We start from the raw sequence: 24,514 nt of genomic DNA, 5'->3' as shown, positions 1-24,514 counted from the left end.
ATGACGACGCCGCACGAGACCTTCCTCGACCGCATCGGCATCCCGCACTCCCTGCGCTGGGGCTTCCTCGGCGTGCTGGTCTTCATGACCGGCAACGGGACCGAGTCCAACTTCATCTCCCCGCACATCGAGGCCGTGCTCGGCTCGCCGGAGGCGACCGTCGCGACGGTGATCACCGGATACAGCCTCGCCGTGCTGGTCGCCAGCTATCTGTCCGGCGCACTGGCCGACCTGTGGGGTCCGCGACGGGTGATGACGCTCGGCATGGTCGTGTGGGTCGTGTTCGAGGTGCTGTTCCTGCTCAGCCTGCAGATCGGCAGCCTCCCGCTCGTCGCGGCCACCTACTTCCTGCGCGGCTTCGGCTACCCGCTGTTCGCGTTCGCGTTCCTGGTCTGGATCAACGTCGTCACGCCGTACGAGCGCAACGGCGTCGCGGTCGGCTGGTTCTACGTCATGTTCACCGGTGGCCTGCCCACGCTCGGCTCGCTGTTCGCGCTGGGGATGATCCCGGCGTTCGGCGGGGCGACCGGTGGCGAGACCGCGGCCATGATCGGCTCGACGGTCCTGGTCGTCGCCGGCTTCCTGATCGCGCGGTACGGCGTGCACGAGCCGCACGCGACGAAGCGCCTGGCCCCGGCGGGCGAGTCGACCGGTCAGGTGATGACGGCGGGCCTGCGGCTCACCGCGCGCAACCCGAAGATCCTCATGGGCTTCCTCGTCCGGCTGATCAACACGGCGCCGCAGTACGGCATGTTCATCATCCTGCCGACGGTCATCGCCACCGATCTCGGCTGGGGGCAGAGCCGCTGGCTCACCATGACCGTGTTCGTCTACGCGACGAACATCCTGGTCAACGCCGTCTTCGGTGCCGTGGGGGACAAGTGGGGCTGGCGTCGCACCGTGCAGTGGTTCGGCGTGTTCGGCTCCGCCGTCGGACTGCTGCTCTGGTGGTACGTGCCGCACGCCGTCCCGGCCGGCTCCACCTGGGGGTTCTGGGTCTCGGTCGTCGCAGGCTGCGTGTTCGGCTGCCTGCTCGCCGGGTTCGTCCCGATGGGCGCGATCATGCCCGCACTCGCCCCGGAGCATAAGGGTGCCGCGATGGCCATGTACACGACGGCCGCCGGTGGCGCCGCGTTCCTCGGCTCCGGCGTCGTCGCGCTGATGCTCGGAATCGGCACCGGGAACACCGGCGTCGTCTGGGCCTTCGTCGTCCTCTACGCGGCGGCCTTCGTGATGGTCTCGTTCCTGAACGTCCCCGAGGACGCGACGCAGCTCCGCGCTGCCGCCGCCGCCCACTAGCCCGCGACGGGCGGCCGCGAGCCGGTCCGCCCGGACCCGTCCCGAGGAGGGGACATGACCAGGATCTTCGACGACCCGGCCGACTTCGCCGACGACCAGCTCGCCGGCTTCCTCGACCTCTACGCCGACCGTGTCCGGGGGGTGCACGGCGGCGTGGTGTCGCACCGCGGGGAGCGGCCGCAGGTCGCGGTCGTGATCGGCGGCGGGTCCGGGCACTACCCGGCGTTCTGCGGCACGGTCGGGCCCGGCCTCGCCACCGGTGCGGTGGTCGGCAACATCTTCACCTCGCCGTCGGCGGCCCAGGCCTACTCCGTCGGCAAGGCCGCGAACCAGGGCCGGGGCGTGATCTTCAGCTTCGGCAACTACGCGGGCGACACCATCAACTTCGGGATCGCGGCCGAGCGGCTGCGGGCCGAGGGGATCGACACCCGGATCGTCGTCGTCACCGACGACGTCGCCTCCTCCGACACCGAGGAGGAGCGGCGCGGCATCGCGGGCGACTTCACGGTGTTCAAGGTGATGGGCGCGGCCGCGGCAGAGGGCCTCGGCATCGACGAGGTCGAGCGGCTCGGCAACGCGGCGAACGCGGCGACCCGCACGCTCGGCGTCGCGTTCTCCGGCTGCACGATGCCCGGCGAGGAGGAGCCGCTGTTCTCCGTGCCGGAGGGGCATCTCGGTCTCGGGCTGGGCATCCACGGCGAGCCCGGCATCCGCGACGTGCCGATGCTCCCGGCCCGGGACCTGGCCGCGCTGCTCGTCGACGACGTGCTCAAGAACACGCCCGCCGGGGCCGGCCGGAACGTCGGGGTGATCCTCAACGGGCTCGGGACCACGAAGTACGAGGAGCTGTTCCTGCTCTGGCGCCACATCGCGCCGCGTCTGCGCGACGCCGGGTGCGAGCTCGTCGAGCCGGAGGTGGGTGAGCTCGTGACCAGCCTCGACATGGGCGGCTGCTCGCTGACCCTGATGTGGCTCGACGACGAGCTCGACGCGCTCTGGCGGGCCGACGCCTACACCCCGGCCTACCGCAAGGCGGGCGCACCCGTCGCCGCGTTGCGCGAGCCGACCGCCGACGAGCTCGCCGACGCCGAGGCCGTCGTGACCGCACCGGTGGCCGGCGAGGCGGGGCGGCGCATGGCAGGGACCGTCCGCGCCGCGCTCGCCGCCGTCGAGTCGGTGATCCGGGAGAACGAGCACGAGCTGGGCCGGATCGACGCGGTCGCGGGCGACGGCGACCACGGCCGCGGCATGGTCAAGGGCGTCACCGCCGCCACCGCACGGATCGCCGAGTGCGGCGACGACGTCGGCGGCGGCTGGCTGCTGCAGCAGGCCGGGCAGGCCTGGGCCGAGCGTGCCGGCGGCACGTCCGGGGTGTTGTGGGGCGCGGCGCTGGAGTCGCTCGGGCGGCACCTCGGCGACACCGCCGACAGCTACCCGGCGAGCACGGTCGCGGCGGGGGCGCGCGAGTTCGCGGCGACGATCCAGCTGCTCGGCGGCGCGGAGCCGGGGGACAAGACCCTCCTCGACGCCCTGCTGCCGTTCGTCGACGAGCTGGAGCGGCGGGTCGGCGACGGCGCTGACCTCGCCGAAGGCTGGACCGCGGCGGCGGGGATCGCCACCGGCAGGGCGCGGGAGACCGCCGAGCTGCGGCCGCGGATCGGCCGGGCACGCCCGCTGGCCGAGAAGAGCCTGGGAACACCCGACGCGGGGGCGACGTCGATGGCGCTGGTCCTCACCGCGGTCGGGACCGTGCTGACGTCCGGGGAGGAGAACGCGTGACCGGGAAGCTGCGAATCGTCGTGGGCGCCGACGACGCCGGTTTCGACTACAAGGAAACCCTGAAGGCCGACCTGCAGGCCGACGACCGGGTCGCCGAGGTGATCGACGTCGGCGTCGCGGAGGACGGCCACACCGCCTACCCGCACATCGGCGTCGCCGCGGCCCGCAAGGTCGCCGACGGCGAGGCGGACCGGGCGCTGCTGGTCTGCGGCACCGGCCTCGGCGTCGCGATCTCGGCGAACAAGGTGCCCGGCATCCGGGCCGTCACCGCGCACGACTCGTTCTCCGTCGAGCGCTCCGTGATGTCCAACGACGCGCAGGTGCTGTGCATGGGGCAGCGGGTGATCGGGATCGAGCTCGCCCGCAGGCTGGCCTCCGAGTGGCTGGGCTACCGGTTCGACCCGCAGAGTGCCTCCGCGGACAAGGTCGCCGCGATCGAGGGCTACGACGGGCACGACCGGTTCGCCGGGGCGGGCACCGCGGGGACGGACCGCTGATGTTCGACCTGACCGGTTCGGTCGCCCTGGTCACCGGAGCGGCGTCCGGCATCGGTGCCGAGGTCGCCCGCTCGCTCTGCCCGGATCGTGGCTGACGGCGAAGGCGGCCGGGCGGGTGATGGTCGGCCAGGGGTACGGCCGGATCGTGAACCTGGCCTCCCAGGCCGCGAGCAGCGGGCTCGACCGGCACGCCGCCTACCGCGCGTCGAAGGCCGCGGGCTCAACGGCCTCACCCGGGTGCTGGCCGGCGAGTGGGGGCCGCAGGGGGTCACGGTCGACGCGGTCTCGCCGACGGTCGTGCTCACCGAGCTCGGACGGACCGCGTGGGACAACCCGGCCGGCGACGCGCACCGGGCCGAGATCCCCGCGGGCCGCTTCGCCGAGCCGGCCGAGGTCGCGGCGGCCGTCGTCTACCTCGCCTCTCCGGAGGCCGCGATGGTCAACGACGCGGAGCTGAGGGTCGACGGCGGTTTCACGGCGCGCTGACCCGCGGCGCCGGCGCGGCCGCCGTTCGTCGCCCGACCGACTCCCCGGCCTCACGAGCGGTTCACGTCCGTATGGCCTCATGGGTCCCATGAGTGGTCCGCTGCTCCTCGTGTCCCTGTCCGGCCTCACCGACGGCGACGACGCCGACCACGCCCGCGCCGTCGCGTTCGCGGGGGAGCTCGATCGGCACGGCGTGCCGGTGACCCACCTCCTGCAGCCCCGCGGTCCGGAGGGCCCCCTCGCGGCCGGCTCGCCGCTCGTGCACTGGGTGGCCGGCCGCGTCCGGGCGGGCGACGACGTCCTGCTGCACGGCTACGACCACACCGCCGACCCGATCGGGTCCTGGCAGTCCGTCCCGCGGATCGGGCGCCGCACCGAGTTCGGCGCGCTGCCCGAGCACGAGGCGACGCTGCGGGTCACGGCCGCCCGCCGGATCCTGACCCGGATCGGGCTCACCACCGACGGCTTCGCGCCGCCCCGCTGGGTCGCCTCCGACGGGACGCTCGCCGCGCTGCGCGAGCACGGCTTCCGGCTGCTGGCCGACGAGTCGGCCCTGCGGTCGCCGGACCCGGCCGGACCGGTGCTGCGCGCTCGCCTGCTGACCTTCCGCAGCTCCGACCAGTGGCCGCGGTCCGCGGAACGTCCGGCGGGGGAGAACCGGCGCGCCCGCGCGCTGGAGCAGGCAGCCGCCCGCACCGCAGGAAGGGGTGGCACCGTCCGGATCGCCCTGCGGGCCAAGGACCTTCGCAAGCAGAACCGGGTCGACGCCGCGCTCCGCGGGGTGCGCGCGGCGATCGAGGAGGGCGCGTCGCCGTCCGTGCACCGTGGGCTGCTGCCGTCGCTGGCGTCCGCGGCCTGACCGGTCAGACGTCGACCGGCTTCTCCCGCTCCGGCACGACCACCGTGCTGGACGCCGGGCCGAGCGAGTCGAACATGCCGTAGTGCATCTGCGGCCGGGACAGCGTCTGCTCGTGGATCGGCACGACCGTGCGCGGCGCGACCAGGCGGAGGTAGTCGACGGCCTCCGAGAGCTTCAGCCACGGCGCGCCGGTCGGCAGCAGGAGCGTCTCCAGCTCCTCCGGGCCGTGCGGGACGTACGCATCGCCGGGGTGCAGCACGCGGCCGTCGACCAGGTAGCCGTTGTTCGGCACGATCGGGACGTCCGGATGGATCACCGCGTGGTTGCCGTAGCCGACGACGCGGACCTCGGAGCCGCCCGCCGGGAAGCTGTCGCCCGGCGCGACGACGCGGTGGTCGATCCCGTCCGGCAGCTCGCCCGCCGTGCCGTGGTCGACGTACACCGTCGCGTCCGGGTTGCCGCGCAGCAGGACGGTCAGCTGCTCGGGGTCGAGATGGTCGAAGTGCTGGTGGGTGACCAGGATCGCGTCCAGGCCCTCCAGGCCGGCGAACCCCGAGGAGAACGCGCCCGGGTCGATCAGGATGCGGGCCGAGCCGGTGTCGAGCAGGACACACGAGTGCCCGTAGTGCGTGAGCTGCATGCGATCAGCGTGCTCCTCCCCGGCCGTCGCCCGCGACCCGGCGCGAGTCGTGGCTCTGCGGGCAGGCGACCGGGTCGACCCGGATCAGCACCCGCCGCGGGCTGTCCAGCAGGGCCAGCATCCGGTCCGGGTCCGACGGCTGCAGGCGGGCGCTGATTAGCGGGAGGATCGCGTCGCGGGTGGCCCGGTCGTCGAGCACGACGGCCCGTCCGCGGACCCGCACCATCCGCCGCCCCGGCAGAGGGCTGCCCGCGCTGCTCACCACGAGCCCGACCCGCTCGTCGCGCTCGACGGCGCGTACCTGCGCCCGCCCGCGGACCGACGTCAGCCAGAACCGGCCCTCGTGGAACAGGTGGCTCATGGTCACGCCGCCCGGCCACCCGTCGTCGTCGACGAACACGAGCGTGCACTCCGGGGCCGCGTCCGCGAGCTCGGCCAGATCGCCGGGGTCCAGCCGGGCCTGGGTCATGTCCTCGAGATCGGCTTCGCCCACCCGTGCGTCACCCACCCGGCATGCGTACCGGAGTCGGCGCGGTCACGTCGAGGGCGCAGATCGGCGCCCGTAGGCTGGCGGCGTGGCCAGAGTGGTGGTGGACGTGATGCCCAAGCCCGAGATCCTGGACGTCCAGGGGCAGGCCGTGTCCCGGGCGCTGGGCAGGATCGGCGTGTCCGGTGTGTCCGACGTGCGGCAGGGCAAGCACTTCGAGCTCGAGGTCGAGGACGGCGTCGACGACGAGACACTGCACCGGCTCGCCGGCTCGCTGCTGGCGAACCCGGTGATCGAGGACTGGACGGTGACGCGGCTGTGACCGCCGTCGCCGCAGCCGACACGGTGGAGCGGGCGGCCGCGACGCCGGAGGTCGACCAGCCGTACGCGGCGCTCGGTCTCAAGGAGGACGAGTACGCCCGCATCCGGGAGATCCTCGGGCGCCGTCCGACGGACGCCGAGCTGGCGATGTACTCGGTGATGTGGAGCGAGCACTGCTCCTACAAGTCGTCGAAGGTGCACCTTCGCTACTTCGGCGAGACCACCACCGAGGAGATGCGGGCGACGATGCTCGCCGGCATCGGCGAGAACGCCGGCGTCGTGAGCATCGGCGACGGATGGGCCGTCACGTTCAAGGTCGAGTCGCACAACCACCCGTCCTATGTGGAGCCCTACCAGGGCGCGGCGACCGGCGTCGGCGGCATCGTGCGCGACATCATGGCGATGGGCGCGCGGCCGATCGCGGTCGGTGACCCGCTGCGCTTCGGCCCGCTGGAGGCCGAGGACACCGGGCGGGTGCTGCCCGGGATCGTCGCCGGGATCGGCGGCTACGGGAACTGCCTGGGCCTGCCGAACGTCGGCGGCGAGGTCGTCTTCGACGCGTCGTATTCGGGCAACCCGCTGGTCAACGCGCTGTGCGTCGGGGCGCTCAAGGTCGAGGACCTGCACCTGGCGTTCGCCTCCGGCACCGGCAACAAGATCATTCTCTTCGGTGCGACGACCGGGCTGGACGGCATCGGCGGTGTCTCCGTGCTGGCGTCCGAGACGTTCGAGGAGTCGAGCGGGCGCAAGAAGCTCCCGGCCGTGCAGGTGGGCGACCCGTTCACCGAGAAGGTCCTGATCGAGTGCTGCCTGGAGCTGTTCTCCTCCGGGCTGGTGGTCGGCATCCAGGACCTCGGCGGCGCCGGACTGTCCTGCGCGACGAGCGAGCTGGCCAGTGCCGGCGACGGCGGCATGCACGTCGACCTCGACCGGGTCCCGCTGCGCGCCACCGGGATGACCGCGGCCGAGATCCTCTCCAGCGAGTCGCAGGAGCGGATGTGCGCCGTCGTGCGGCCCGAGGACGTCGAGAAGTTCATGGCCGTCTGCGCGAAGTGGGACACGATCGCCACGGTGATCGGCGAGGTGACCGACGGCGACCGCCTGGTGATCACGTCCGGCGGTGAGACCGTCGTCGACGTGCCGCCGCGCACCGTCGCCCACGAGGGCCCGGTCTACGAACGTCCGGTCGCGCGCGACGACGTCCGCCAGGACGGGCTCGTCGCCGACGACCCGTCCGCACTGCCCCGCCCGGAGACCCCGTCCGAGCTGCGCGCCGAGATCGTCCGGATGGCCGCGTCGCCGAACCTCGCCCACCGCGGCTGGGTCACCGACCAGTACGACCGCTACGTGCGCGGCAACACCGTCGCCGCGCAGCCCGCGGACTCCGGCGTGGTCCGGGTCGACGAGACGACCGGCCGCGGGATCGCGGTCTCGACGGACTGCAACTCCCGGTTCGTCGCGCTGGACCCGTACGCGGGCGCGCAGCTCGCGCTGGCCGAGGCCTACCGCAACGTCGCGAGCTCCGGCGCCGTGCCGCTGGCCGTCACCGACTGCCTGAACTTCGGCTCGCCGGAGGACCCGCACGTGATGTGGCAGTTCGGGCAGGCCGTGCGCGGTCTCGCGGACGGCTGTGCCGTGCTCGGCACGCCGGTGACCGGCGGGAACGTCAGCTTCTACAACCAGACCGGATCGACCGCGATCCTGCCCACCCCGGTCGTCGGCGTGCTCGGCGTGATCGACGACGTCGCCCGCGCGGTCCCGTCCGGGTTCGCGGGCGGTGACGGCGACGTCGTGCTGCTGCTCGGCCGCACGGCCGAGGAGATCGGCGGCGGCGAGTGGGCGCACGTCGCCCACGGGCATCTCGGCGGGCGGCCCCCGGCCGTCGACCTGGCCCACGAGCGGCGCCTCGGCGCCCTGCTGGCCGCGGCCGCCACCGCGGGGGAGCTCACCGGGAGCCACGACCTGTCCGACGGCGGGCTGGCCCAGGCACTCGTCGAGTCGGCGCTGGTCGGGGGATCCGGGGCGACGGTGGCGCTGACCGACGTGCACATCGACCCGTTCGTGGCGTTGTTCTCCGAGTCCGCGGGCCGGGTCCTCGTCACGGCGACCGAGCAGGACGCGGACGCGTTCTCGGCCCGGGCCGCGGACGCCGGGATCCCGGTCGCGCGGCTGGGTCGCACCGGAGGGTCGGAGCTGCGGATCGACGGCGTCGGCGGCCTGCCGCTCGACGAGCTGCGCACGGCGTGGGAGGGAACGCTCCCGGCCCGGTTCGGCGACCCGTCGATCTAGTGCCCCGTCCAGAAACGTTCGGCACGGAACTCGGCGGCCCAGGCGCCCGCCGGCGGCGTTGCCGACCGGGCCGAGTACGCCCGGTACGAGGCCCGGCCGGCGCCTTGCCGGCGAACGCCTGGATCCGCCGATTTCGGCACCGACGTTCCTTGACGGGGCACTAGATGGACGAGATCCTCGCGTGGCTCGACGGCGGCCCGGAACCGGAGCGTTCGGTACGGAAGGCGGCGGTCAAGGAGTCGCTGGCCGAGCTGGCCCGCCGGGCACCGGGCCGCAGCGTCGAGGTCCGGGTGCCGCCGTTCGGTGCGGTGCAGTGCGTCGAGGGGCCACGACACACCCGGGGCACCCCGCCGAACGTCGTCGAGGCCGACGCGCGGACGTGGCTCGCGCTGGCGCTGGGCCGGACGTCCTGGGCCGAGGCGACGGCGACGGGTGCGGTGCGCGCCTCCGGGAGCCGGGCCGACGACGTCGCGGGTCTGCTGCCGTTGACCTGACGGGCGCACGGCCCCCGCCAGGTGCGGCTCGCGTGACCCCGGCGCTGCACCCCTGGTCGGCGTGTCGCACCCGTTGCGACCGGTGCGGCACGCCGAGGAGGGGTGCGACACGCGGTGCGGAGCCGGGGGACCACGTGACACGGGTCCCGTCCCCGGGGGTTTGCCGGGGTCCGGGGCGTACGATCGTCGTGCCGGAGATGACGTCGCTGCCGAGGAGCGTGCGTGTTGGGTTCCGCCCGGAACGAACACCCTGCAGACCCCACGGATCACGTAGACGACGCCGAGCTCGACGCTGGCCCCCGCGAGGAGTGCGGCGTGTTCGGGGTGTGGGCCCCCGGCGAGGACGTCGCCAAGATGACCTACTACGGGCTGTACGCGCTGCAGCACCGTGGTCAGGAGGCGGCGGGCATCGCGGTCTCCGACGGGCGCCGCATGGTCGTGTTCAAGGACCTCGGGCTGGTCAGCCAGGTCTTCGACGAGCAGACGCTGTCCTCGCTGCGCGGGCACCTGGCGATCGGGCACTGTCGCTACTCCACGACCGGTTCGGTCACCTGGGAGAACGCGCAGCCCACGTTCCGCACGACGGCCACCGGCAGCGGGCTCGCGCTGGGGCACAACGGCAATCTCGTGAACACGGCGGAGCTCCGCGACGCCGTCGGCGTGCTCCAGCGGGACCACCGCTCCGGACTGCGCGCCACCACCGACTCCGACCTGGTCACCGAGCTGCTCGCGGCCGAGGCCGCCGACCTCGGCATCGCCGAGGCCGCGATGCGGCTGCTGCCGCGGCTGCGCGGGGCGTTCTCGTTCGCGTTCGCCGACGAGCGCACCCTCTACGCGGCCCGCGACCCGCACGGCGTCCGCCCGCTCGCGCTCGGACGGCTGGAGCGCGGCTGGGTCGTGGCCAGTGAGACGGCGGCGCTGGACATCGTCGGCGCCTCCTACGTCCGCGACGTCGAGCCCGGCGAGCTGATCGCGATCGACTCCGACGGCATCCGCAGCATGCGGTTCGCGAACCCGGAGCCGAAGGGCTGCGTGTTCGAGTACGTCTACCTCGCCCGTCCGGACACCGTGATCTCCGGGCGGTCGGTGTACGACACCCGCGTCGAGATCGGGCGCCGGCTCGCCGAGGAGCACCCCGTCGAGGCCGACCTGGTGATCCCGGTCCCGGAGTCCGGCACGCCCGCCGCGATCGGCTACGCGCAGGGCTCCGGCATCCCCTACGGCCAGGGACTGGTCAAGAACGCCTACGTCGGGCGCACGTTCATCCAGCCGAGCCAGACGATCCGCCAGCTGGGCATCCGGCTGAAGCTCAACCCGTTGCGCAACGTGATCCGCGGCAAGCGCCTCGTCGTGGTGGACGACTCGATCGTGCGCGGCAACACGCAGCGCGCGCTCGTACGGATGCTGCGCGAGGCCGGCGCCGTCGAGGTCCACGTGCGGATCGCGTCGCCGCCGGTGCGCTGGCCCTGCTTCTACGGGATCGACTTCGCCAGCCGCGCCGAGCTGATCGCCGCGGGTGCCGACACCGAGGGTGTGCGACGGTCGATCGGCTCGGACACGCTCGGGTACGTCTCGGTGGACCACATGGTCGCCGCGTCCGAGCAACCGCGCAGCCGCCTGTGCTGCGCCTGCTTCGACGGCGAGTACCCGATCGCGCTGCCGGACGAGGCGAAGCTGGGCAAGCACCTGCTCGAGGACGTCCCCGAGACTCCCGAGCCGTCCGTGTCCGGGGCCACGGCGTCATCGGCCCGCCCTGTCCCGGACCCCGGACCGCTCCCGGTCGGCTACGGTGCCGCGGAGGCACTGGCCCGGCCCTGAGCCCTGCCCCGGCGGTGTCCCCGGGGTGTCCCCCGAGATCCGTCGACACATACTGGAGTCGTTTCCCATGCCCCGCACCGACCCCGACCAGCCGCGCGCGACCTACGCCGCAGCAGGCGTCGACATCGACGCGGGGGAACGCGCGGTCGAGGGGCTGCGCCCGTTCGCGGAGAAGGCGACCCGGCCGGAGGTGCTCGGCGGCATCGGTGGATTCGCCGGCCTGTTCGCGGCGAAGTGGAGCAAGTACACCGAGCCCGTGCTCGCCGCGTCGACCGACGGGGTCGGCACGAAGGTCGCGGTCGCTCAGGCGATGGACAAGCACGACACGATCGGGCTGGACCTGGTCGCGATGGTGGTCGACGACCTCGTCGTCTGTGGTGCGGAGCCGCTGTTCCTGCAGGACTACATCGCGGTCGGCCGGCTCGTCCCGGAGCAGGTCGCGGCGATCGTGAGCGGTATCGCGGAGGGGTGCCAGCAGGCCGGGTGCGCGCTGTTGGGCGGCGAGACGGCCGAGCACCCCGGCCTGATGGAGGACGGCGGCTACGACCTGTCCGCCACCGGCGTCGGGATCGTCGACCGCGAGCGGATGCTGCGCCCGGAGCACGTCCGGCCGGGCGACGTGCTCCTGGCGATGGGCTCGTCGGGCCTGCACAGCAACGGCTACTCCCTGGCCCGGCACGTGCTGCTGGAGATCGCCCGGCTGCCGCTGGACGGGCACGTGGAGGAGTTCGAGCACTCGCTCGGCGAGGAGATGCTGGTGCCGACCCGCATCTACGCCAAGGACTGCCTTGCGATCGCGGCCGAGACCGGCGTCCGGACGTTCGCGCACGTCACCGGCGGCGGGCTGGCCCGCAACGTGGAGCGCGTGCTGCCGGACGGGCTGGCCGCCGTGATCGACAGGGGCTCGTGGACCCCGGCGCCGGTGTTCAAGCTCATCGCCGGACGCGGTCGTGTGGACCGTCCGGAGATGGAGAGGACGTTCAACATGGGCGTCGGCATGGTCGCCGTCATCCCGCCCGACGACGTCGACCGGGCGCTCGCCGTGCTGACCGCGCGGCACGTCCCGTCGTGGATACTCGGCGAGGTCTCGCGACTGCCGGACGTCGGCGGCGCGGACACCGGCGAGGTCGGGGCCCGGGTGCAGCTGCGCGGGGACCACCCGCGCTTCTGAGCTCGCGCGTCCGGGCTACTGCTCCGGGGCGTCGCCGTTGCGGTTCACCCGGTGCGACTCGCGCAGCATCGGCGGGTGCAGCACCGTCGCGGGCCCCCGTCGGAACAGCCGTGGCGGGCGGCCGCGGCCTCCGGTGACCAGCGTCGGCGTCGGGACCAGGAATCCGTCGGTGGAGGTCACCTTGCGCTGGAAGTTGCGCGGGTCCAGCTCGCTGCGCCACACCGCCTCGTAGACGCGCCGGAGTTCGGTCACGGTGAACTCCGGCGGGCAGAACGACGCGGCCAGCGTCGTGTACTCGATCTTCGAGCGGGCCCGTTCGACGCCGTCGGCCAGGAGCTGCTCGTGGTCGAACGCCAGCGGCCCGACCTCGTCGACCGGGCGCCACGCCGACGCCGCCGCGTCCGAACCGGGTGTCGGCTCCGGCAGGTCCGGGACGAGTGCGAGGTAGGCGACGCTCAGCACGCGACCGCGTGGGTCCCTGCTCGGGTCCGCGTAGCTGCCCAGCTGCTCGAGGTGCCCGACGACCGCGTCCCCGGTCGGATCGCCGGTCTCCTCGCGGAGCAGGCGGGTCCCCGTGTGCACGAGGTCCTCGTCCGGCTGCACGAAGCCGCCGGGTAGTGCCCACTCGCCGAGGAACGGCTGTTCTCCCCGCTCGATCAACAGAACATGCAGACGGTGACTGCGCACCGTGAGCACGATCAGGTTGACCGCAACGGCGAAAAGGTTGCCGCGCATGCTCTCTCGTACACCTCGGAAGGATCGACCCTGACCTGGTCGTCGGTTCGCGACGAACCGGCACGGACGGAACGTCCGAACCGGCGTGGTGATCTTGCCCTATCCGGGTACGAGACGGAACCGGCGGGTGGCAACGGTGACGCAGCGCGACCGGGCCACCGGTGCCGGGCCGGCCTCAGCGGCGCTGCTCGTCCTCGTCGTCGTCGACGGCGTACTTGTCGGCGTAGTCGCTGTACTCGTCGTAGTCGCCGTCGTCGTCGGTGGTCACCGCCGTCCCACTACCGATCTCACGTTGCAGCGCGTCGAGATCCATCGTGGGGGAGCTGTACTTGAGCTCGCGGGCCACCTTCGTCTGCTTGGCCTTGGCTCGTCCGCGCCCCATGGCTGGTCCCCCTTACAACAGGGAAGGGGCGGCCGGGAATTCACTCGGCGGCCCCATTCATCTCATCAATGTCCTGGTGACACCGTACCCTGCGGCAGGCGGGACGTGCGACGTGGCTCCGGTCGCGTTCGGCGTGTCCGTCGTCGCGACCTGCGCGATGACGGGACCGTTCACCGTCCGTTCAGCCGCGCAGCCCGCCCCGGACCTGCGCGGCGCGTCCCGGCGGTGGGGTCCCGACGTCCTCGACGTAGCTGGACGGGGCGACCGCGGCCGGTGTCGTGCGGTCCTCGACGCCCGCGACGAGTTCCGCGTCGGCCGGTACCGAGCGCTTGAGCAGGGCCAGTGCGACCGGCCCGAGCTCGTGGTGCTGCACGACGGTGCCGACCCGACCGACCGTGCGTCCGTCGCGCACGACCGGGTCACCGGTGACCGGGAGCTCCTCGTCGCCCGCGTCCAGGTGCAGCAGGACCATCCGCCGCGGCGGCCGTCCGAGGTTGGCGACGCGTGCGACCGTCTCCTGGCCCCGGTAGCAGCCCTTCTGCAGGTGTACGGCCGGGCCGATCCAGCCGACCTCGTGCGGGATCGTCCGCTCGTCGGTGTCGGTGTGCAGGCGGGGCTGCAGCGATTCGGCGCGCAGAGCCTCGAACGCCGTCGTCCCGGCCGCCCGTGCGCCGGCGCCGGTCAGGCGCTCCCACCACCCGTCCTTCTGTGCCCGCGGGACGACGACGTCGGCGGCGTCGCGTCCCGGCCACGGCATCCGCCGGACGAGGCCGTCGCCCGCCGCCGCGGCACTGCCGTACGGCGCTTCCGGGACCGGCAGCCCGGCGGCCGTCAGCACCGACGGCGTCTCCGGGCCGACCACCGACAGCACGGCGAGCTCGTCGGTCGCCGCGCGCGGTTCGACCGCGGACCAGAACCGCATCGAGTCCAGGTAGGCCAGGAGGGCTTCCCCGTCGCCCGGCTCGGTGTCCAGGAACACGGTCCCGTCCACGTGCGCGACGGACATGTGGTGCAGCACACGGCCGTTCAGGTCGAGGATCAGCGCCTCGGTGCCGGAGTCCGCGGGTAGCTCGCTGACGTGCTGGGTGAGCAGCAGGTGCAGCCAGGACAGCCGGTCGTCGCCGGGGACGGCGATCACGTCGCGATGCCCGCGGTCGACGACGGCGGCCCCGCGCGCCATCGCGCGCTGCTCGGCGAACGGGTCGCCGCGGTGGGCCGGGACGGCCGTGTCCGGGTCGGTTGTCTCCTCGGTGGTGACGGTCGGGTCCGGACGGGTCATCCACGCACCTCCTCGGCGGTGTCGGTCTCGCTCTCGGCGTCCTCGGTCCTCTGACAGTCCGCGCACGTGCCGGACAGCGCGACGTGCGTGGCGTCCAGCCGGAACCCGTGCTCGTCGGAGGCTCGTTCGGCGATCGCCGACATCATGTCCACGGGCGCCTCGTCGACCCGGCCACACCGGTGACAGACCAGGTGGACGTGCCGGTGCTGGTGCTCGGAGTAGGTCGGCGCGCCGTGCCCGAGATGGGCGTGCCGGACGACGCCGAGCTGCTCGAGCAGGTCCAGTGTGCGGTAGACGGTCGTGATGTTCACGGCGGGCGCGATGGCCTGCACCTGGCTGCACACCTGCTCCGGTGTGGCGTGCCCGAGATCGCGCACGGCGTCCAGGACGAGCTGCCGTTGCGGGGTCATCCGAAGGCCCCGCTGGTGCAGCGTGCCCTTGAGCGAGGAGTCCACACCCGCATGGTAGGCGGTACCGGGCGGTACCCTGGCAACGAGCAGCACGACGAACGGTGCATTGTTTCACGCGACCGGGGTGTCGGTGGTACCGCCACACCGGGCCGTACCTTCGGATGTCGCCGTGTGACGGGTGAGCTGGCTACCCTGGTCGGCGTAGCCGGTCCGCGAGGGCCGGACACGCTGGTCGTACGAGGAGGAGTCGATGACGGCAGACGGGGCGGACCGGACGGGCGGTCCCCCGCGGTTCGACGTCGTACTCCGCGGTTACGACCGGCGTCAGGTGGACGAGCACGTCCTCCAGGTGCAGCGGGTGATGGCGCGGATGCGCGCCGACATCGAGGCGCTGCGCAGCCGTCCGATGCCGCCCGCACCGCCGGTCCCGCCGCCCGGTGGGTTCGCCGCAGGGGCGCCGGGGCCACGTCCACCGGGGCCCGGCGCGCCGCCGCACGGCCCGTCGCCCGCCCCGCGTCCGTCGCCGCGGCCCGGGCCCGAGCGCCCGGACGCGATCAACGACTTCTCGGACCGGATGCAGACGATCCTGCAGAAGGCCGAGGAGGAGGCCGAGGAGATCCGCTCCAAGGCCAGGGCGAGCGCGAAGTCGGAGACCGAGCGCGCCCGTGCCGACGCCGAGCGCGTGCGCTCCGAGGCGACCAAGGTCGTCGACAAGGCGCGTTCCGACGCCGACCAGGCCCGCGCACAGGGCGAGAAGCTGAAGACCGAGATCGGCGAGCTGACCCGCCAGCGCGACGAGCTGCGGTCCGAGGTCACCCGTCTGCGCAGCCAACACTCGGCCCGCCCCGACCAGCGTGCGAACGCCTCCGGCCCGGACGCCGATCCGACGTCCGTGGCGCGCGCCGCGTCGGCAGGTGCCCCGGACCAGGAGAGCGCCCACGGCCGTGCCGGCCACGGCGACCGTTCCGGTCAGGGTGACGGGAAGGCAGGCGCTGCCGCTCGCGACGGCCAGCCGGCTCAGCCCGGTCAGCCGGGGCAGCTCGGCACTGCGGGCCAGTCCGGCCAGCCGAGTCAGCCCGGTCAGGCCGGGACCCACGGGCCCCGACCGACCCCGGCACCGAAGCCCGCTCCGGGCCCGTCGCCGTCGCGCCAGGAGAACCGTCCGCGACCGGCTGCGGCATCCGGCGGCGTCGGTCAGCAGGGCCAGGGTCAGCCCGCGCAGGGCCAGTCGGGCGCCGGCCGGGCCGGACAGTCCGCTCCGCAGGCGGGTCAGCCGTCGAAGCCGGGGCAGGCCGCGCCGCAGCCGGCCGGGCGTCAGGGACAACCGTCCGGTCCGTCGCCGGCCGGTCAGCACGACGACCGGAACGGCGTGCCGAAGGGCGCTCAGGGTCAGCCGTCCGCGAACCAGGCGGCCCCGAACCAGGCGGCCCCGAACCAGGCAGCCTCGAACCAGGCGAAGGGCAACCAGCCGTCGTCGGGCCATGGCGCGTCGAACCCGGCCGCGCCGAAGGCCCCGACCGGAGGCGGCGGCGCCGGTCAGCAGAAGCCGTCCGGCCCCACGCAGCAGGGCAAGCCGGGGCAGCAGGCCGGAGGGAAGCCCGCCGAGGACAACCGCGCGGAGCGGACCACGGCCATGCGCCCGAGCGACGAGCCGGAGCCCGCCGATCTGTTCCGCCCGGCGTCGGGCGCCGGGCGCGAGCCGTCGACGACGGCCGTTCCGCAGCAGAAGCCGGAAGGGCCGAGCGGTGGCCCGTCGGCCGGGAAGGGCTCGGGTGGTGACGTCGAGCGGACGGTCGCCGTCGGCTCGGTGACCCGGTCCGGTGACACCTCATCGGATGGATCGTCGCCGGGCTCCGGGCAGGACCGGCACGACGGCGGCTCCGCCACGGAGCAGGCGGGTGAGCCGCCGACGGCGATGAACCGGCCCGTGCAGAACCAGGGCGGGGATCGCCGCGGCGACCAGTCCCGTCCGTCCGACGGCGGTTCCTCGAGCGGTGATCGCGCCGATAAGCCCAGCTCGGGGCAGGGTTCCGGCTCGGGCTCCGGCGCCGCGGGGCAGCCGAGGAACGGGCAGGGCAACGGTCAGCGCTCGAACGGCAACGGCCGCGAGGAGCGCGAGCGGGGCGGCGCTCCGCGTCCGTCGTCACCGTCGCGCACCACCTGACGACCTCCGCGCAAGGGCCGAACGGGGCGCATAGGGTGCGCCCTCATGCAGCTCGGCACGTCGACGATCCCGCTCCTGCCTGCCGTTGCGGTGGGCGTGGCGGTCGTGCTGGCCGGGCTCGTTCTGTGGGGTGTGCTCCGGGTGCGGAGCTCGTCCGGCCTCCCGGCCCCGACAGACCGGCACGACGCTCGCGCCGAGCCGTCCCCGGAGCCCGGCGCCCGGGACTGGACGGGCGAGGCGGCGAGCGGCGAGGCCGACCCGCCGCGGCCTCCGCGACGACCGACCGTCGCGGACGCGGTCGCCGCCCGGGGCGCGGACACGCAGCCGATGCCCGCCGTCGTGGACGCCGACCCGCCGGAGCGGTGCTCTCCGACCCCCGCACCGGCCCTGGTTCCCGCGCTCGTGCCGCTCACCGTCGACGAGGAGGCCGGTGACCGATCCGGCGCTCCGCCCGCCGCCGAGGAGTCGTCTCGACCGGTGCGTGCGGGGCAGCACCGTCTCGTCGACGACGAAGACGGATCGGACGTGGACGCGCACGGCTCGACGGCCGAGTCCGGCCCGGGCGACCGGCGCGCGGCCCGGCAGTGGAGGCCGCGTCACACCGGTGCCGAGGTCGCCGCGGCCGCCCCGGCGAGGGTGGAACCCGGTGCGGACGTCACCGAGTCCGCGGCCGCCGGGGCCCCTGTCGCCTCGGTGGCCCCCGCAGCGTCCGCGGCCGGCCTCGCCGCGTCGCCCGAGCTCGGAGCGACGGATCCGGCAGGCTCGACGTGGCGCGGTCAGAACGGCAGCGACCCGCACGGCAGCGACCCGCACGGCAGCGATCCGACTGCCGACGATCTGGGCGCCGGCGATCCGCACGGCAGCGATCCGAGTGCCGACAATCTGGGCGCCGGCGGTCCGGGCGGCGGCGATCCGCACGGCAGCGATCCGAGTGCCGACGATCTGGGCGCCGGCGGTCCGGGCGGCAGCGATCCGCAGGGCGGCGATCCGCAGGACGGCGGTCCGGGCGGCGGCGATCCGCACGGTAACGACCCGAGTGCCGACGGTCTGGGCGCCGGCGGTCCGGACGGTGGCGATCACGGCCACACCGACGGTCACGTCGTCCCGGACGTCGACGGCGACGAGGACGGCCCGGACGACGGCGCCGCGGACGTGCCCTGCGGCGCCGCGGACGCGCCCGACGGCGCCGCAGATGTTCCCGGTGCCGCGGTCGCGTCGGCCGACCCCGTGCTGCCACCATGGTCGCCCGAGCGGATCGCGGCGAGCGCCGGAACGGGCCAGGACGCCGGGACGGACGCGGACAGCGCCGGCTCGCCGGAGCCCATGTCGTTCGCGGTCCAGCAGGCTCTGGCCGCGCGGGCCGTGCAGCGGGCCAGGGGGCGCCCCGACGTGCCGGACCTGGCCGCCGACGATGTGGTCCCGGTCCCCGTGTCCGACGCCAGGGACCGGCTGCTGTCGGTCCTGCTGACGGATCCGGCCACCGCCGTCGGCGCCACGACCGAGCTCGACGACACGCGCGCGCGGATCGACCAGATCGGGGACGTGCTGCGCCGCCGTCGCGCCGATCTCGCGACGGCCGTGCACCGGCTGCACGCGTCCGGCCTCACCGGTGAGCAGATCGGGGAGCTGGCCGGGCTCGAGTGCGCCGACGTCCAGGAGATCCTGCAGGGGCCGTCCGGCGAGGGCAGCGGCGGCCGCTGATCCGGCCGAGATCGCACGCATGGTGGTGAGCCGGCACCGGTAACCGCCACCGGTGCGATGTCGGCCGGTGCCCGCAGCACGGCCCGCGCCGAGCCCCGCCACCGATGCGATGTCCACGGGCTGCCCGCTCAGCGCGAGGTGGAGCCGCAGCCCGCTCGGCCCCCGAGCACGAACCGCACCCGCTCAGCGGGCGAGCACGAACCGCAGCCCGCTCCCCGGCACGGCCTGCGCGAGCAGCGGCAGGTCGTCGGGCTCGACGACTCCGATGACCGGGTAACCGCCGGTCGTCGGGTGGTCGGCGAGGAACACGACCGGCGGACCGTCCGGCGGCGCCTGCACGGCGCCGGTCACCATCCCCTCGCTGGCCAGCTCGCCCGTGCCGCGCTCCGGGTGCCGGGCCGGCGCGGGTCCCTCGAGGCGCAGGCCGATCCGGTTGCTCGTCGCGCTGACCGTCCACGTGGGACCGGTCAGGGCCCACGAGGGGTCGTCGAACCAGTCGTCGCGCGGTCCGAGGCGCACGCGCACCCGGATCTCCGCCGCCGGGACCGAGACCGGAACCGGCCCGGACGCGGGAGCCGGGCCGTTCGGTGATCCGAGCGGCAGCACGTCGTCGTCGGCGACGGGCGCGGGGCCGAGCGAGGACAGCAGGTCGGTGCTGCGGCTGCCCAGTGCGGGTTCGACGGCGATCCCACCGGACACGCCCAGGTAGACCCGCAGCCCACCGACCGGCGCCCCGATCTCCAGCGTGCCGCCGTCCTGCACCGTGACGGCCTCGTGGGCGGCCACGGGGGAGCCGTCGCGACGGACGGGCGCCGGCGCACCGGTCACCGCCACCGTGACCGTGCCGCGGGCCCGGAAGCGAAGGCCGCCGAACAGCAGCTCCAGCCCGGCCGTGCCAGGAGAGTTCCCGACCAGCCGGTTCGCCAGGTCCAGAGCAGGCCCGTCCAGCGCCCCGGACGGCGGCACGCCGAGGTGCGCGTAGCCCGGCCGCCCGTGGTCCACGACGATCGCCTGCGGCCCGGAGGCGAGCACGTGCAGCGCGTTCACCGCGCCTCGAACCGGACGCGGTCCCCGGGGGACAGGCGGGCGGGCGGGTCAGCCGTCGCGTCGAACATCACGAGATCGGTCCGTCCGAGCAGCCGCCAGCCACCGGGGGAGCGGCGGGGGTACACGCAGCTGTACACGTCGGCGAGGCCGACGGAGCCGGCCGGGACGGCCGGGCGCGAGCTCTCCAGCCGCGGCTGCCGCAGTGGCTCCGGGAGCCCGGACAGGTAGCCGAAGCCGGGCGCGAACCCGCAGAAGTCCACCGTGTACTCGGCCCCGGTGTGCAGCGCGACGACCTCGTCGACGCTCACCCCGGCCGTCGACGCCACGAACTCGAGGTCCTCGCCGTCGTAGACGACCGGGATCGTGTGCAGGGTTCCTGCGGTCTGCCCGGACGACGACGGATCGACCGTGGAGACCGCCGAACGGACCGCCGCCAGGTCGCCGCCCGGCCGCACCGCGACCAGCACCGTGCGAGCCGCCGGGACCAGCTCGACGACGTCCGGCAACGCGGCGTCGCGCAGCGCGGCGGCCGTCGCGGCCACCTCGTCGGCCGTGTCCAGCTCCAGCAGCAACGCCCACCGGCCGCAGGCGCGGACCCGGGGGCGGATCGGCGCCACGCTCAGCCGACGACCCGGTGCAGCAGCGCGGACAGGTGCGGCTGCATCGGCTGCCCCTCCATGGCCCGCTCGTCGACGTAGGCCAGGTCGCCCTGGTTGACGAGCCCGTAGAGGCGCTTCGACCCCTGCACGTCCTTGGCCGACGGCGTGCGCACCACGGCGTCCGTCTCGATCTCCCACGACCGCATGTCGCCCTTGGGGCCGTAGTACATCTCGATGATGCCGGTGGCGTGCGCGATCAAGACCTCGAGGGAGCCGTCCTCCTGGGGGCGCCAGAACCCGGTCTCGCGGGCCGCCGGGCGGATGATCTCGCCGTCCTGGCCGAGCAGCCAGGACCGCGCCTCGTAGGTGAGGAACGGGCGCCCGTCGTGCGCGAACGTGAGCTGCTGTCCGAAGTGGAACGGACCGTCGATCGTCGGGTAGACGACCTCGCCGGTCCCGCGCCAGACACCGACGAGCGGCAGCAGGCCCAGGCACTGCTCGTGCAGGTCGGGCCCCTGCCGCAGGTTGGCGGTGTCGTCCGGGATCGGCAGGTCGTCCCACTGGGGACGGTTGCGTTGCGGGGAGTCGGGCGCTGCGTTCTTCGGGCCGCTGATCGTGGTGGACAGCTCCTCCGGCCCGTCGCCCGGAGCGGGATCGGTCACGCGGTCGGCTCCTCTGCGTTCGGGTCGTCCGTGCCCTGGACGGCGGCCGGCGCAGCAGAGGCGGCCGGCTCCACCACGAACAGCCGTCGCACCAGGTAGCCGGTCCAGACGGCGGTACCCGCCGTGAGCGCGATCAGCAGACCCGTGGAGAACCAGTGCACGGCGCGCCAGCATAGTCGGCACCCCGCAGTGAACGAGGGGGCCCTTCGAGCAATGACGTTGCCCGAAGGGCCCCCTCGTTCGGTGGGGTGGGTGCGGGTCAGGCCACCGCGATCTCGGTCTGGTGCAGGCCGGGACCCTCGGGGCTCAGTTCGGACTGGCCGTTGCCCGAGCGCGACAGCGCCCGGACGGTCCAGCTCCCCGGCGCGGCGAAGAACCGGAAGTTCCCGGACGCCGACGAGACGACCTCGGCCGTGAACTCGCCGGTCGAGTCCAGCAGGCGGACGAACGCCCCGCCGACCGGCTCACCTCCGGAGACGACGCGTCCGGCCAGGACCGTCTCCTTGCTCAGGTCCGTCCCCGCGGGAAGCTCGACGGCCTGGTCGGGTGCAGCACACATGTCACTTCGCTCCCAGCTCGATCGGCACGCCGATCAGCGAGCCGTACTCGGTCCAGCTGCCGTCGTAGTTCTTGACGTCGGCGTGCCCCAGCAGCTCGTGCAGCACGACCCACGTGTGGCTGGAGCGCTCCCCGATGCGGCAGTACGCGATCGTCGGGCGGCCCTCGTCGTAGCCGGCCTCCTTGTAGAGGGCGGCGAGATCGTCGTTCGACTTGAACGTGCCGTCCTCGTTGGCCGCCTTCGACCACGGGATGTTGATCGCGCTCGGGATGTGGCCCGGCCGCTGGGACTGCTCCTGCGGCAGGTGCGCGGGCGCGAGGATCTTCCCGGAGAACTCGTCGGGCGACCGGACGTCGACCAGGTTCTTGGTGTCGATCGCGTCGACGACCTCGTCGCGGAACGCGCGGATCGACGTGTCGGCGTCCTTCGCCGAGTACGTCGTCGCCGGCCGGTCCTTGACGTCGGTGGTCAGCGTGCGGCCGTCGAGCTCCCACTTCTTGCGACCACCGTCGAGCAGGACGACGTTCGTGTGTCCGTAGAGCTTGAACTCCCAGTACGCGTACGCGGCGAACCAGTTGTTGTTGCCCCCGTAGAGCACGACCTTGTCGTCCTGCCCCACGCCCTTGGCGCCGAGCAGCTGCTCGAACTGCTCCTTCGTGACGATGTCGCGGCGGACCGGGTCCTGGAGCTCGTCGGTCCAGTTGACCTTGACGGCACCGGGGATGTGCCCGCCGTCGTACGCGGTCGTGTCCTCGTCGACCTCGAGGAAGACGATTCCGTCGGTGTCCAGGTTCTGCTCCGCCCAGTCGGCGGTGACGAGGACGTCCTCTCGGCTCATGATGCGATTGCTCCCAGATGGTTGTGCGGGTACGGGGTCGTCGTCTGCTCAGGCACCGGACGCGCGCGGCGCGCGCAGCCGGGCCAGCAGGGCGTACATCTCGCAGCCGAGGCAGAAGCCGAAGACCGCGTTCAACAGGGCCGCCACCAGTGCGAACGCCGTGGCGACGAGTCCGAGCACGGTGAGCCCGGACAGGTAGCCGGCCGCGGCGACGACCGTGAAGACCAGCCCGACGGTCTGCGAGAAGCGGACCGGGGCGGCGTCCTCGCGCTCGGCGGGCGGACCCAGCCGGGGCGCGACGAGGAACCGGTACAGGACGCCGTAGGGGGCGAACCGCATACCGGCGACGGAGGCGACGGCGAACACGACGGCCTGTGCCGCCGCGAGCCAGCCGCTCGAGCTGATCAGTACCAGCACGAGGACGACCGACGTCACCGCGGCGGAGAACCGGACGCCACGTGGGTCGAGCCGGAGCTCGGCGCGCACGGGTCCGGGGTCCGTGACGGACATGAACTCGCTCCTGGAGTCGGGGCGCGGCAGGACGCCGCGGAGGTCCTGGGGTCAGGACGCCCGACACAGGCAGCCGGCCAGACGGCACAGATCGACTGTGCGACGTCGGGTCAGCGGCCAGTTCACGGGCGCGATCGTAACCGAAATGACCGGTCAACGGCACCGACGGCGGGTGCGCGCTCGGTCACCCGGCCAGCGCGCTCCGCAGCTCGTCGGCGCTCGGCACGCCGGACACCCGCAGGAGCTCGGCGCCGTCCCGGCCGAACGCGACCGTCGTCGGGGTGCTCATCACGCCGAGCGCGCGGGCGACGTCGACCCGTTCGGCGACGTCGACCTCGACGTGCCGCATGCCGGGATCGCCCGCCGCCATGCCGGCGAGCACCCCCGCCGTCGTCCGGCACGGTGCGCAGACCGGCGACGACAGCTGCAGCAGCAGGAACCGGTCGTCGGTGCCCGGTTGCACGCCGGCGAGCGACCAGCCGTCGACCCCGCGGTCCGACGGCGTGCGCACCCGTCCGGACCGCCGGCGCAGCAGCACACCCACGACGCCGACGACGAGCACGACGACCAGGACCGTGGCGACGCCCGCGACGCTCATCCGGCTCAGCCCTGCGCGCTCGACGACGATGATCGGTCGCCCTCGCCGACGATCAGATCCTTGACCTGGCCGGAGAGCTCCAGCGCGCCGTCGGAGTCGACCCGCAGCGTCGTCGGGGTCACCCGGAACGGCAGCTTGCCCGGGTCGATGAGCAGGGAGAACGTCCTGGTCAGGGCGGCGGTCTCGGCAGCCGTGAGGTCGTCGCCGCCGGTCAGACGGACGTCGCGCGGAGTCAGGCGGATCAGCCCGTCGTTCGTGACCTGCAACGCCGTCAGCACCTCGACCGGCTGCTCGACGCCGCGCACCGTCATCGTCGCGGTGAGCAGTGCCGCGTTGCGCGGATCCAGGCCGCGCAGCGTCGGGTCGCCGCCGTCGAGCACGATCTCGTCGATGTCGTTCGCGTCGACCGTGGCCAGCGACAGCTGCGTGGAACGGGGCACCATCCGCATGACGTCGCCGGAGCCGATCGTGACGACGCTGCGGGCGTCGGTGGCCCGGAACCGGGGGGCCGGGGCCGAGCCGGTCAGCTCGGACCACGGCGCGCGCAGGTCGTGGATCTTCACCTCGACCGCGCGGGATCGCAGCGACCCGACGGGCAGGCGCTCCATCGACACGTCCACCGACCGGTAGCGGCCGGTCGCGGCCTGGGCGAGGAACGAGACGCCGTTGACCCGGACCGACGGGTCCTCCGGCAGCGAGAGCCGGTCGCGCATCTGGCGCGAGATCGTCGACTCGGCGGCGGCCGCGGCCGAGAAGTCGGCGACGACGAGCAGCCCGACGAGCACGACGACGGCGACGATCAGACGCCTCACGTGACCTCCAGCCGGAACCCGTAACCCCTCGAACGGTAGAGAAGCCGCTCGGAGGGCCTGCGGGCGGGCGTCTCTGAA

28 protein-coding genes are annotated in these 24,514 nt (G+C 73.8%); 12 read left to right on the top strand and 16 right to left on the bottom strand.

Annotated features, from left to right (window positions below):
* The 5 genes from EV378_RS14625 (at position 1) to EV378_RS14605 (ending at position 4,920) form a co-directional block, all read left to right on the top strand.
* Positions 1–1,299 (top strand): MFS transporter, encoded by a 1,299-nt coding sequence (locus EV378_RS14625; RefSeq protein WP_132425310.1) that lies wholly within the window; start codon positions 1–3, stop codon positions 1,297–1,299.
* 54 nt (positions 1,300–1,353) lie between these two features.
* Complete coding sequence (locus EV378_RS14620) at positions 1,354–3,078, top strand: dihydroxyacetone kinase family protein (protein ID WP_132425307.1); 1,725 nt, start codon at positions 1,354–1,356, stop codon at positions 3,076–3,078.
* Positions 3,075–3,575: a ribose-5-phosphate isomerase gene (locus tag EV378_RS14615; RefSeq protein ID WP_132425304.1), complete on the top strand. Its 501-nt coding sequence runs from the start codon at positions 3,075–3,077 to the stop codon at positions 3,573–3,575. Before EV378_RS14620 ends, EV378_RS14615 begins: the two co-directional genes overlap by 4 nt.
* Before the next feature lie 237 nt (positions 3,576–3,812).
* The gene (locus EV378_RS36320; RefSeq protein ID WP_243653457.1) at positions 3,813–4,061 is read left to right on the top strand and encodes an SDR family oxidoreductase; all 249 of its coding nucleotides are present in this window, start codon (positions 3,813–3,815) and stop codon (positions 4,059–4,061) included.
* Positions 4,062–4,149: 88 nt separating this feature from the next.
* A complete protein-coding gene (locus EV378_RS14605; RefSeq protein ID WP_165922289.1) occupies positions 4,150–4,920 on the top strand; it encodes a DUF2334 domain-containing protein in 771 nt (256 codons plus the stop codon).
* Positions 4,921–4,924: 4 nt separating this feature from the next.
* On the opposite strand, the gene EV378_RS14600 is transcribed toward EV378_RS14605, so the two are convergent.
* Positions 4,925–5,560 (bottom strand): MBL fold metallo-hydrolase, encoded by a 636-nt coding sequence (locus EV378_RS14600; protein WP_132425298.1) that lies wholly within the window; start codon positions 5,558–5,560, stop codon positions 4,925–4,927.
* 4 nt (positions 5,561–5,564) lie between these two features.
* On the bottom strand, positions 5,565–6,068 hold the full coding sequence (locus EV378_RS14595; protein ID WP_207908668.1) for a pyridoxamine 5'-phosphate oxidase family protein: 504 nt from the start codon (positions 6,066–6,068) through the stop codon (positions 5,565–5,567).
* A 67-nt stretch (positions 6,069–6,135) separates the two neighbouring features.
* Here EV378_RS14595 and purS point away from each other — a divergent pair, with 67 nt between their 5' ends.
* The 5 genes from purS to purM all read left to right on the top strand — a co-directional run bounded on the left by purS (position 6,136) and on the right by purM (position 12,140).
* Positions 6,136–6,369, top strand: coding sequence for a phosphoribosylformylglycinamidine synthase subunit PurS (purS, locus tag EV378_RS14590; protein ID WP_132425295.1), 234 nt, complete (start codon positions 6,136–6,138; stop codon positions 6,367–6,369).
* On the top strand, positions 6,366–8,657 hold the full coding sequence (gene purL, locus EV378_RS14585) for a phosphoribosylformylglycinamidine synthase subunit PurL (RefSeq protein ID WP_132425293.1): 2,292 nt from the start codon (positions 6,366–6,368) through the stop codon (positions 8,655–8,657). Before purS ends, purL begins: the two co-directional genes overlap by 4 nt.
* Before the next feature lie 164 nt (positions 8,658–8,821).
* On the top strand, positions 8,822–9,151 hold the full coding sequence (locus EV378_RS14580; RefSeq protein WP_132425291.1) for a sterol carrier family protein: 330 nt from the start codon (positions 8,822–8,824) through the stop codon (positions 9,149–9,151).
* 225 nt (positions 9,152–9,376) lie between these two features.
* Positions 9,377–10,969: an amidophosphoribosyltransferase gene (gene purF, locus EV378_RS14575; protein ID WP_132427903.1), complete on the top strand. Its 1,593-nt coding sequence runs from the start codon at positions 9,377–9,379 to the stop codon at positions 10,967–10,969.
* Between the two features lie 67 nt (positions 10,970–11,036).
* Positions 11,037–12,140, top strand: a complete 1,104-nt coding sequence (gene purM / locus EV378_RS14570) for a phosphoribosylformylglycinamidine cyclo-ligase (RefSeq protein ID WP_132425288.1) — start codon at positions 11,037–11,039, stop codon at positions 12,138–12,140.
* Between the two features lie 15 nt (positions 12,141–12,155).
* On the opposite strand, the gene EV378_RS14565 is transcribed toward purM, so the two are convergent.
* The 4 genes from EV378_RS14565 to EV378_RS14550 form a co-directional block, all read right to left on the bottom strand.
* Positions 12,156–12,875, bottom strand: a complete 720-nt coding sequence (locus tag EV378_RS14565) for an NUDIX hydrolase (RefSeq protein WP_132425285.1) — start codon at positions 12,873–12,875, stop codon at positions 12,156–12,158.
* Positions 12,876–13,050: 175 nt separating this feature from the next.
* Complete coding sequence (locus EV378_RS14560; RefSeq protein WP_132425282.1) at positions 13,051–13,257, bottom strand: DUF3073 domain-containing protein; 207 nt, start codon at positions 13,255–13,257, stop codon at positions 13,051–13,053.
* A 181-nt stretch (positions 13,258–13,438) separates the two neighbouring features.
* The gene (gene ygfZ, locus EV378_RS14555) at positions 13,439–14,536 is read right to left on the bottom strand and encodes a CAF17-like 4Fe-4S cluster assembly/insertion protein YgfZ (RefSeq protein ID WP_132425279.1); all 1,098 of its coding nucleotides are present in this window, start codon (positions 14,534–14,536) and stop codon (positions 13,439–13,441) included.
* Positions 14,533–14,991 carry a Fur family transcriptional regulator gene (locus EV378_RS14550; RefSeq protein WP_132425276.1) on the bottom strand — a complete coding sequence of 153 codons (459 nt, stop codon included), beginning with the start codon at positions 14,989–14,991 and terminating at the stop codon, positions 14,533–14,535. Before EV378_RS14550 ends, ygfZ begins: the two co-directional genes overlap by 4 nt.
* Before the next feature lie 205 nt (positions 14,992–15,196).
* On the opposite strand from EV378_RS14550, the gene EV378_RS14545 reads away from it, so the two are divergent.
* Positions 15,197–17,110: a hypothetical protein gene (locus tag EV378_RS14545; RefSeq protein ID WP_132425273.1), complete on the top strand. Its 1,914-nt coding sequence runs from the start codon at positions 15,197–15,199 to the stop codon at positions 17,108–17,110.
* Between the two features lie 45 nt (positions 17,111–17,155).
* Positions 17,156–18,811 (top strand): hypothetical protein, encoded by a 1,656-nt coding sequence (locus tag EV378_RS14540; RefSeq protein ID WP_132425270.1) that lies wholly within the window; start codon positions 17,156–17,158, stop codon positions 18,809–18,811.
* Positions 18,812–18,994: 183 nt separating this feature from the next.
* Here EV378_RS14540 and EV378_RS14535 read toward each other — a convergent pair whose 3' ends face one another.
* From EV378_RS14535 to EV378_RS14500, 10 genes are all read right to left on the bottom strand, one after another.
* Positions 18,995–19,858: a 5-oxoprolinase subunit C family protein gene (locus EV378_RS14535; protein WP_165922288.1), complete on the bottom strand. Its 864-nt coding sequence runs from the start codon at positions 19,856–19,858 to the stop codon at positions 18,995–18,997.
* Entirely contained in the window at positions 19,855–20,475 is a 621-nt protein-coding gene (locus EV378_RS14530; RefSeq protein ID WP_424511221.1) for a 5-oxoprolinase subunit B family protein, read from the bottom strand. The genes EV378_RS14535 and EV378_RS14530 overlap by 4 nt, the downstream gene beginning before the upstream one ends.
* Positions 20,476–20,477: 2 nt before the next feature.
* On the bottom strand, positions 20,478–21,083 hold the full coding sequence (locus EV378_RS14525; RefSeq protein ID WP_424511241.1) for a heme-binding beta-barrel domain-containing protein: 606 nt from the start codon (positions 21,081–21,083) through the stop codon (positions 20,478–20,480).
* Between the two features lie 32 nt (positions 21,084–21,115).
* Positions 21,116–21,280, bottom strand: a complete 165-nt coding sequence (locus EV378_RS36315; protein WP_243653456.1) for a hypothetical protein — start codon at positions 21,278–21,280, stop codon at positions 21,116–21,118.
* Between the two features lie 98 nt (positions 21,281–21,378).
* Positions 21,379–21,678 carry a DUF1416 domain-containing protein gene (locus EV378_RS14520; protein WP_132425264.1) on the bottom strand — a complete coding sequence of 100 codons (300 nt, stop codon included), beginning with the start codon at positions 21,676–21,678 and terminating at the stop codon, positions 21,379–21,381.
* A 1-nt stretch (position 21,679) separates the two neighbouring features.
* Positions 21,680–22,516 (bottom strand): sulfurtransferase, encoded by an 837-nt coding sequence (locus tag EV378_RS14515; protein ID WP_132425260.1) that lies wholly within the window; start codon positions 22,514–22,516, stop codon positions 21,680–21,682.
* 48 nt (positions 22,517–22,564) lie between these two features.
* The gene (locus EV378_RS14510; RefSeq protein WP_132425258.1) at positions 22,565–23,026 is read right to left on the bottom strand and encodes a DUF4395 domain-containing protein; all 462 of its coding nucleotides are present in this window, start codon (positions 23,024–23,026) and stop codon (positions 22,565–22,567) included.
* A 51-nt stretch (positions 23,027–23,077) separates the two neighbouring features.
* Positions 23,078–23,152 carry a putative leader peptide gene (locus EV378_RS37055; protein ID WP_424511240.1) on the bottom strand — a complete coding sequence of 25 codons (75 nt, stop codon included), beginning with the start codon at positions 23,150–23,152 and terminating at the stop codon, positions 23,078–23,080.
* A gap of 58 nt (positions 23,153–23,210) precedes the next feature.
* Positions 23,211–23,624, bottom strand: coding sequence for a thioredoxin family protein (locus EV378_RS14505; protein ID WP_132425255.1), 414 nt, complete (start codon positions 23,622–23,624; stop codon positions 23,211–23,213).
* Between the two features lie 5 nt (positions 23,625–23,629).
* Positions 23,630–24,436 carry an LmeA family phospholipid-binding protein gene (locus EV378_RS14500; RefSeq protein ID WP_165922287.1) on the bottom strand — a complete coding sequence of 269 codons (807 nt, stop codon included), beginning with the start codon at positions 24,434–24,436 and terminating at the stop codon, positions 23,630–23,632.
* Positions 24,437–24,514: the final 78 nt, after the last annotated feature.

This window comes from Pseudonocardia endophytica (assembly GCF_004339565.1).
Classification (GTDB): domain Bacteria; phylum Actinomycetota; class Actinomycetes; order Mycobacteriales; family Pseudonocardiaceae; genus Pseudonocardia; species Pseudonocardia endophytica.
This window is presented reverse-complemented; position numbering and strand designations above follow the sequence as displayed.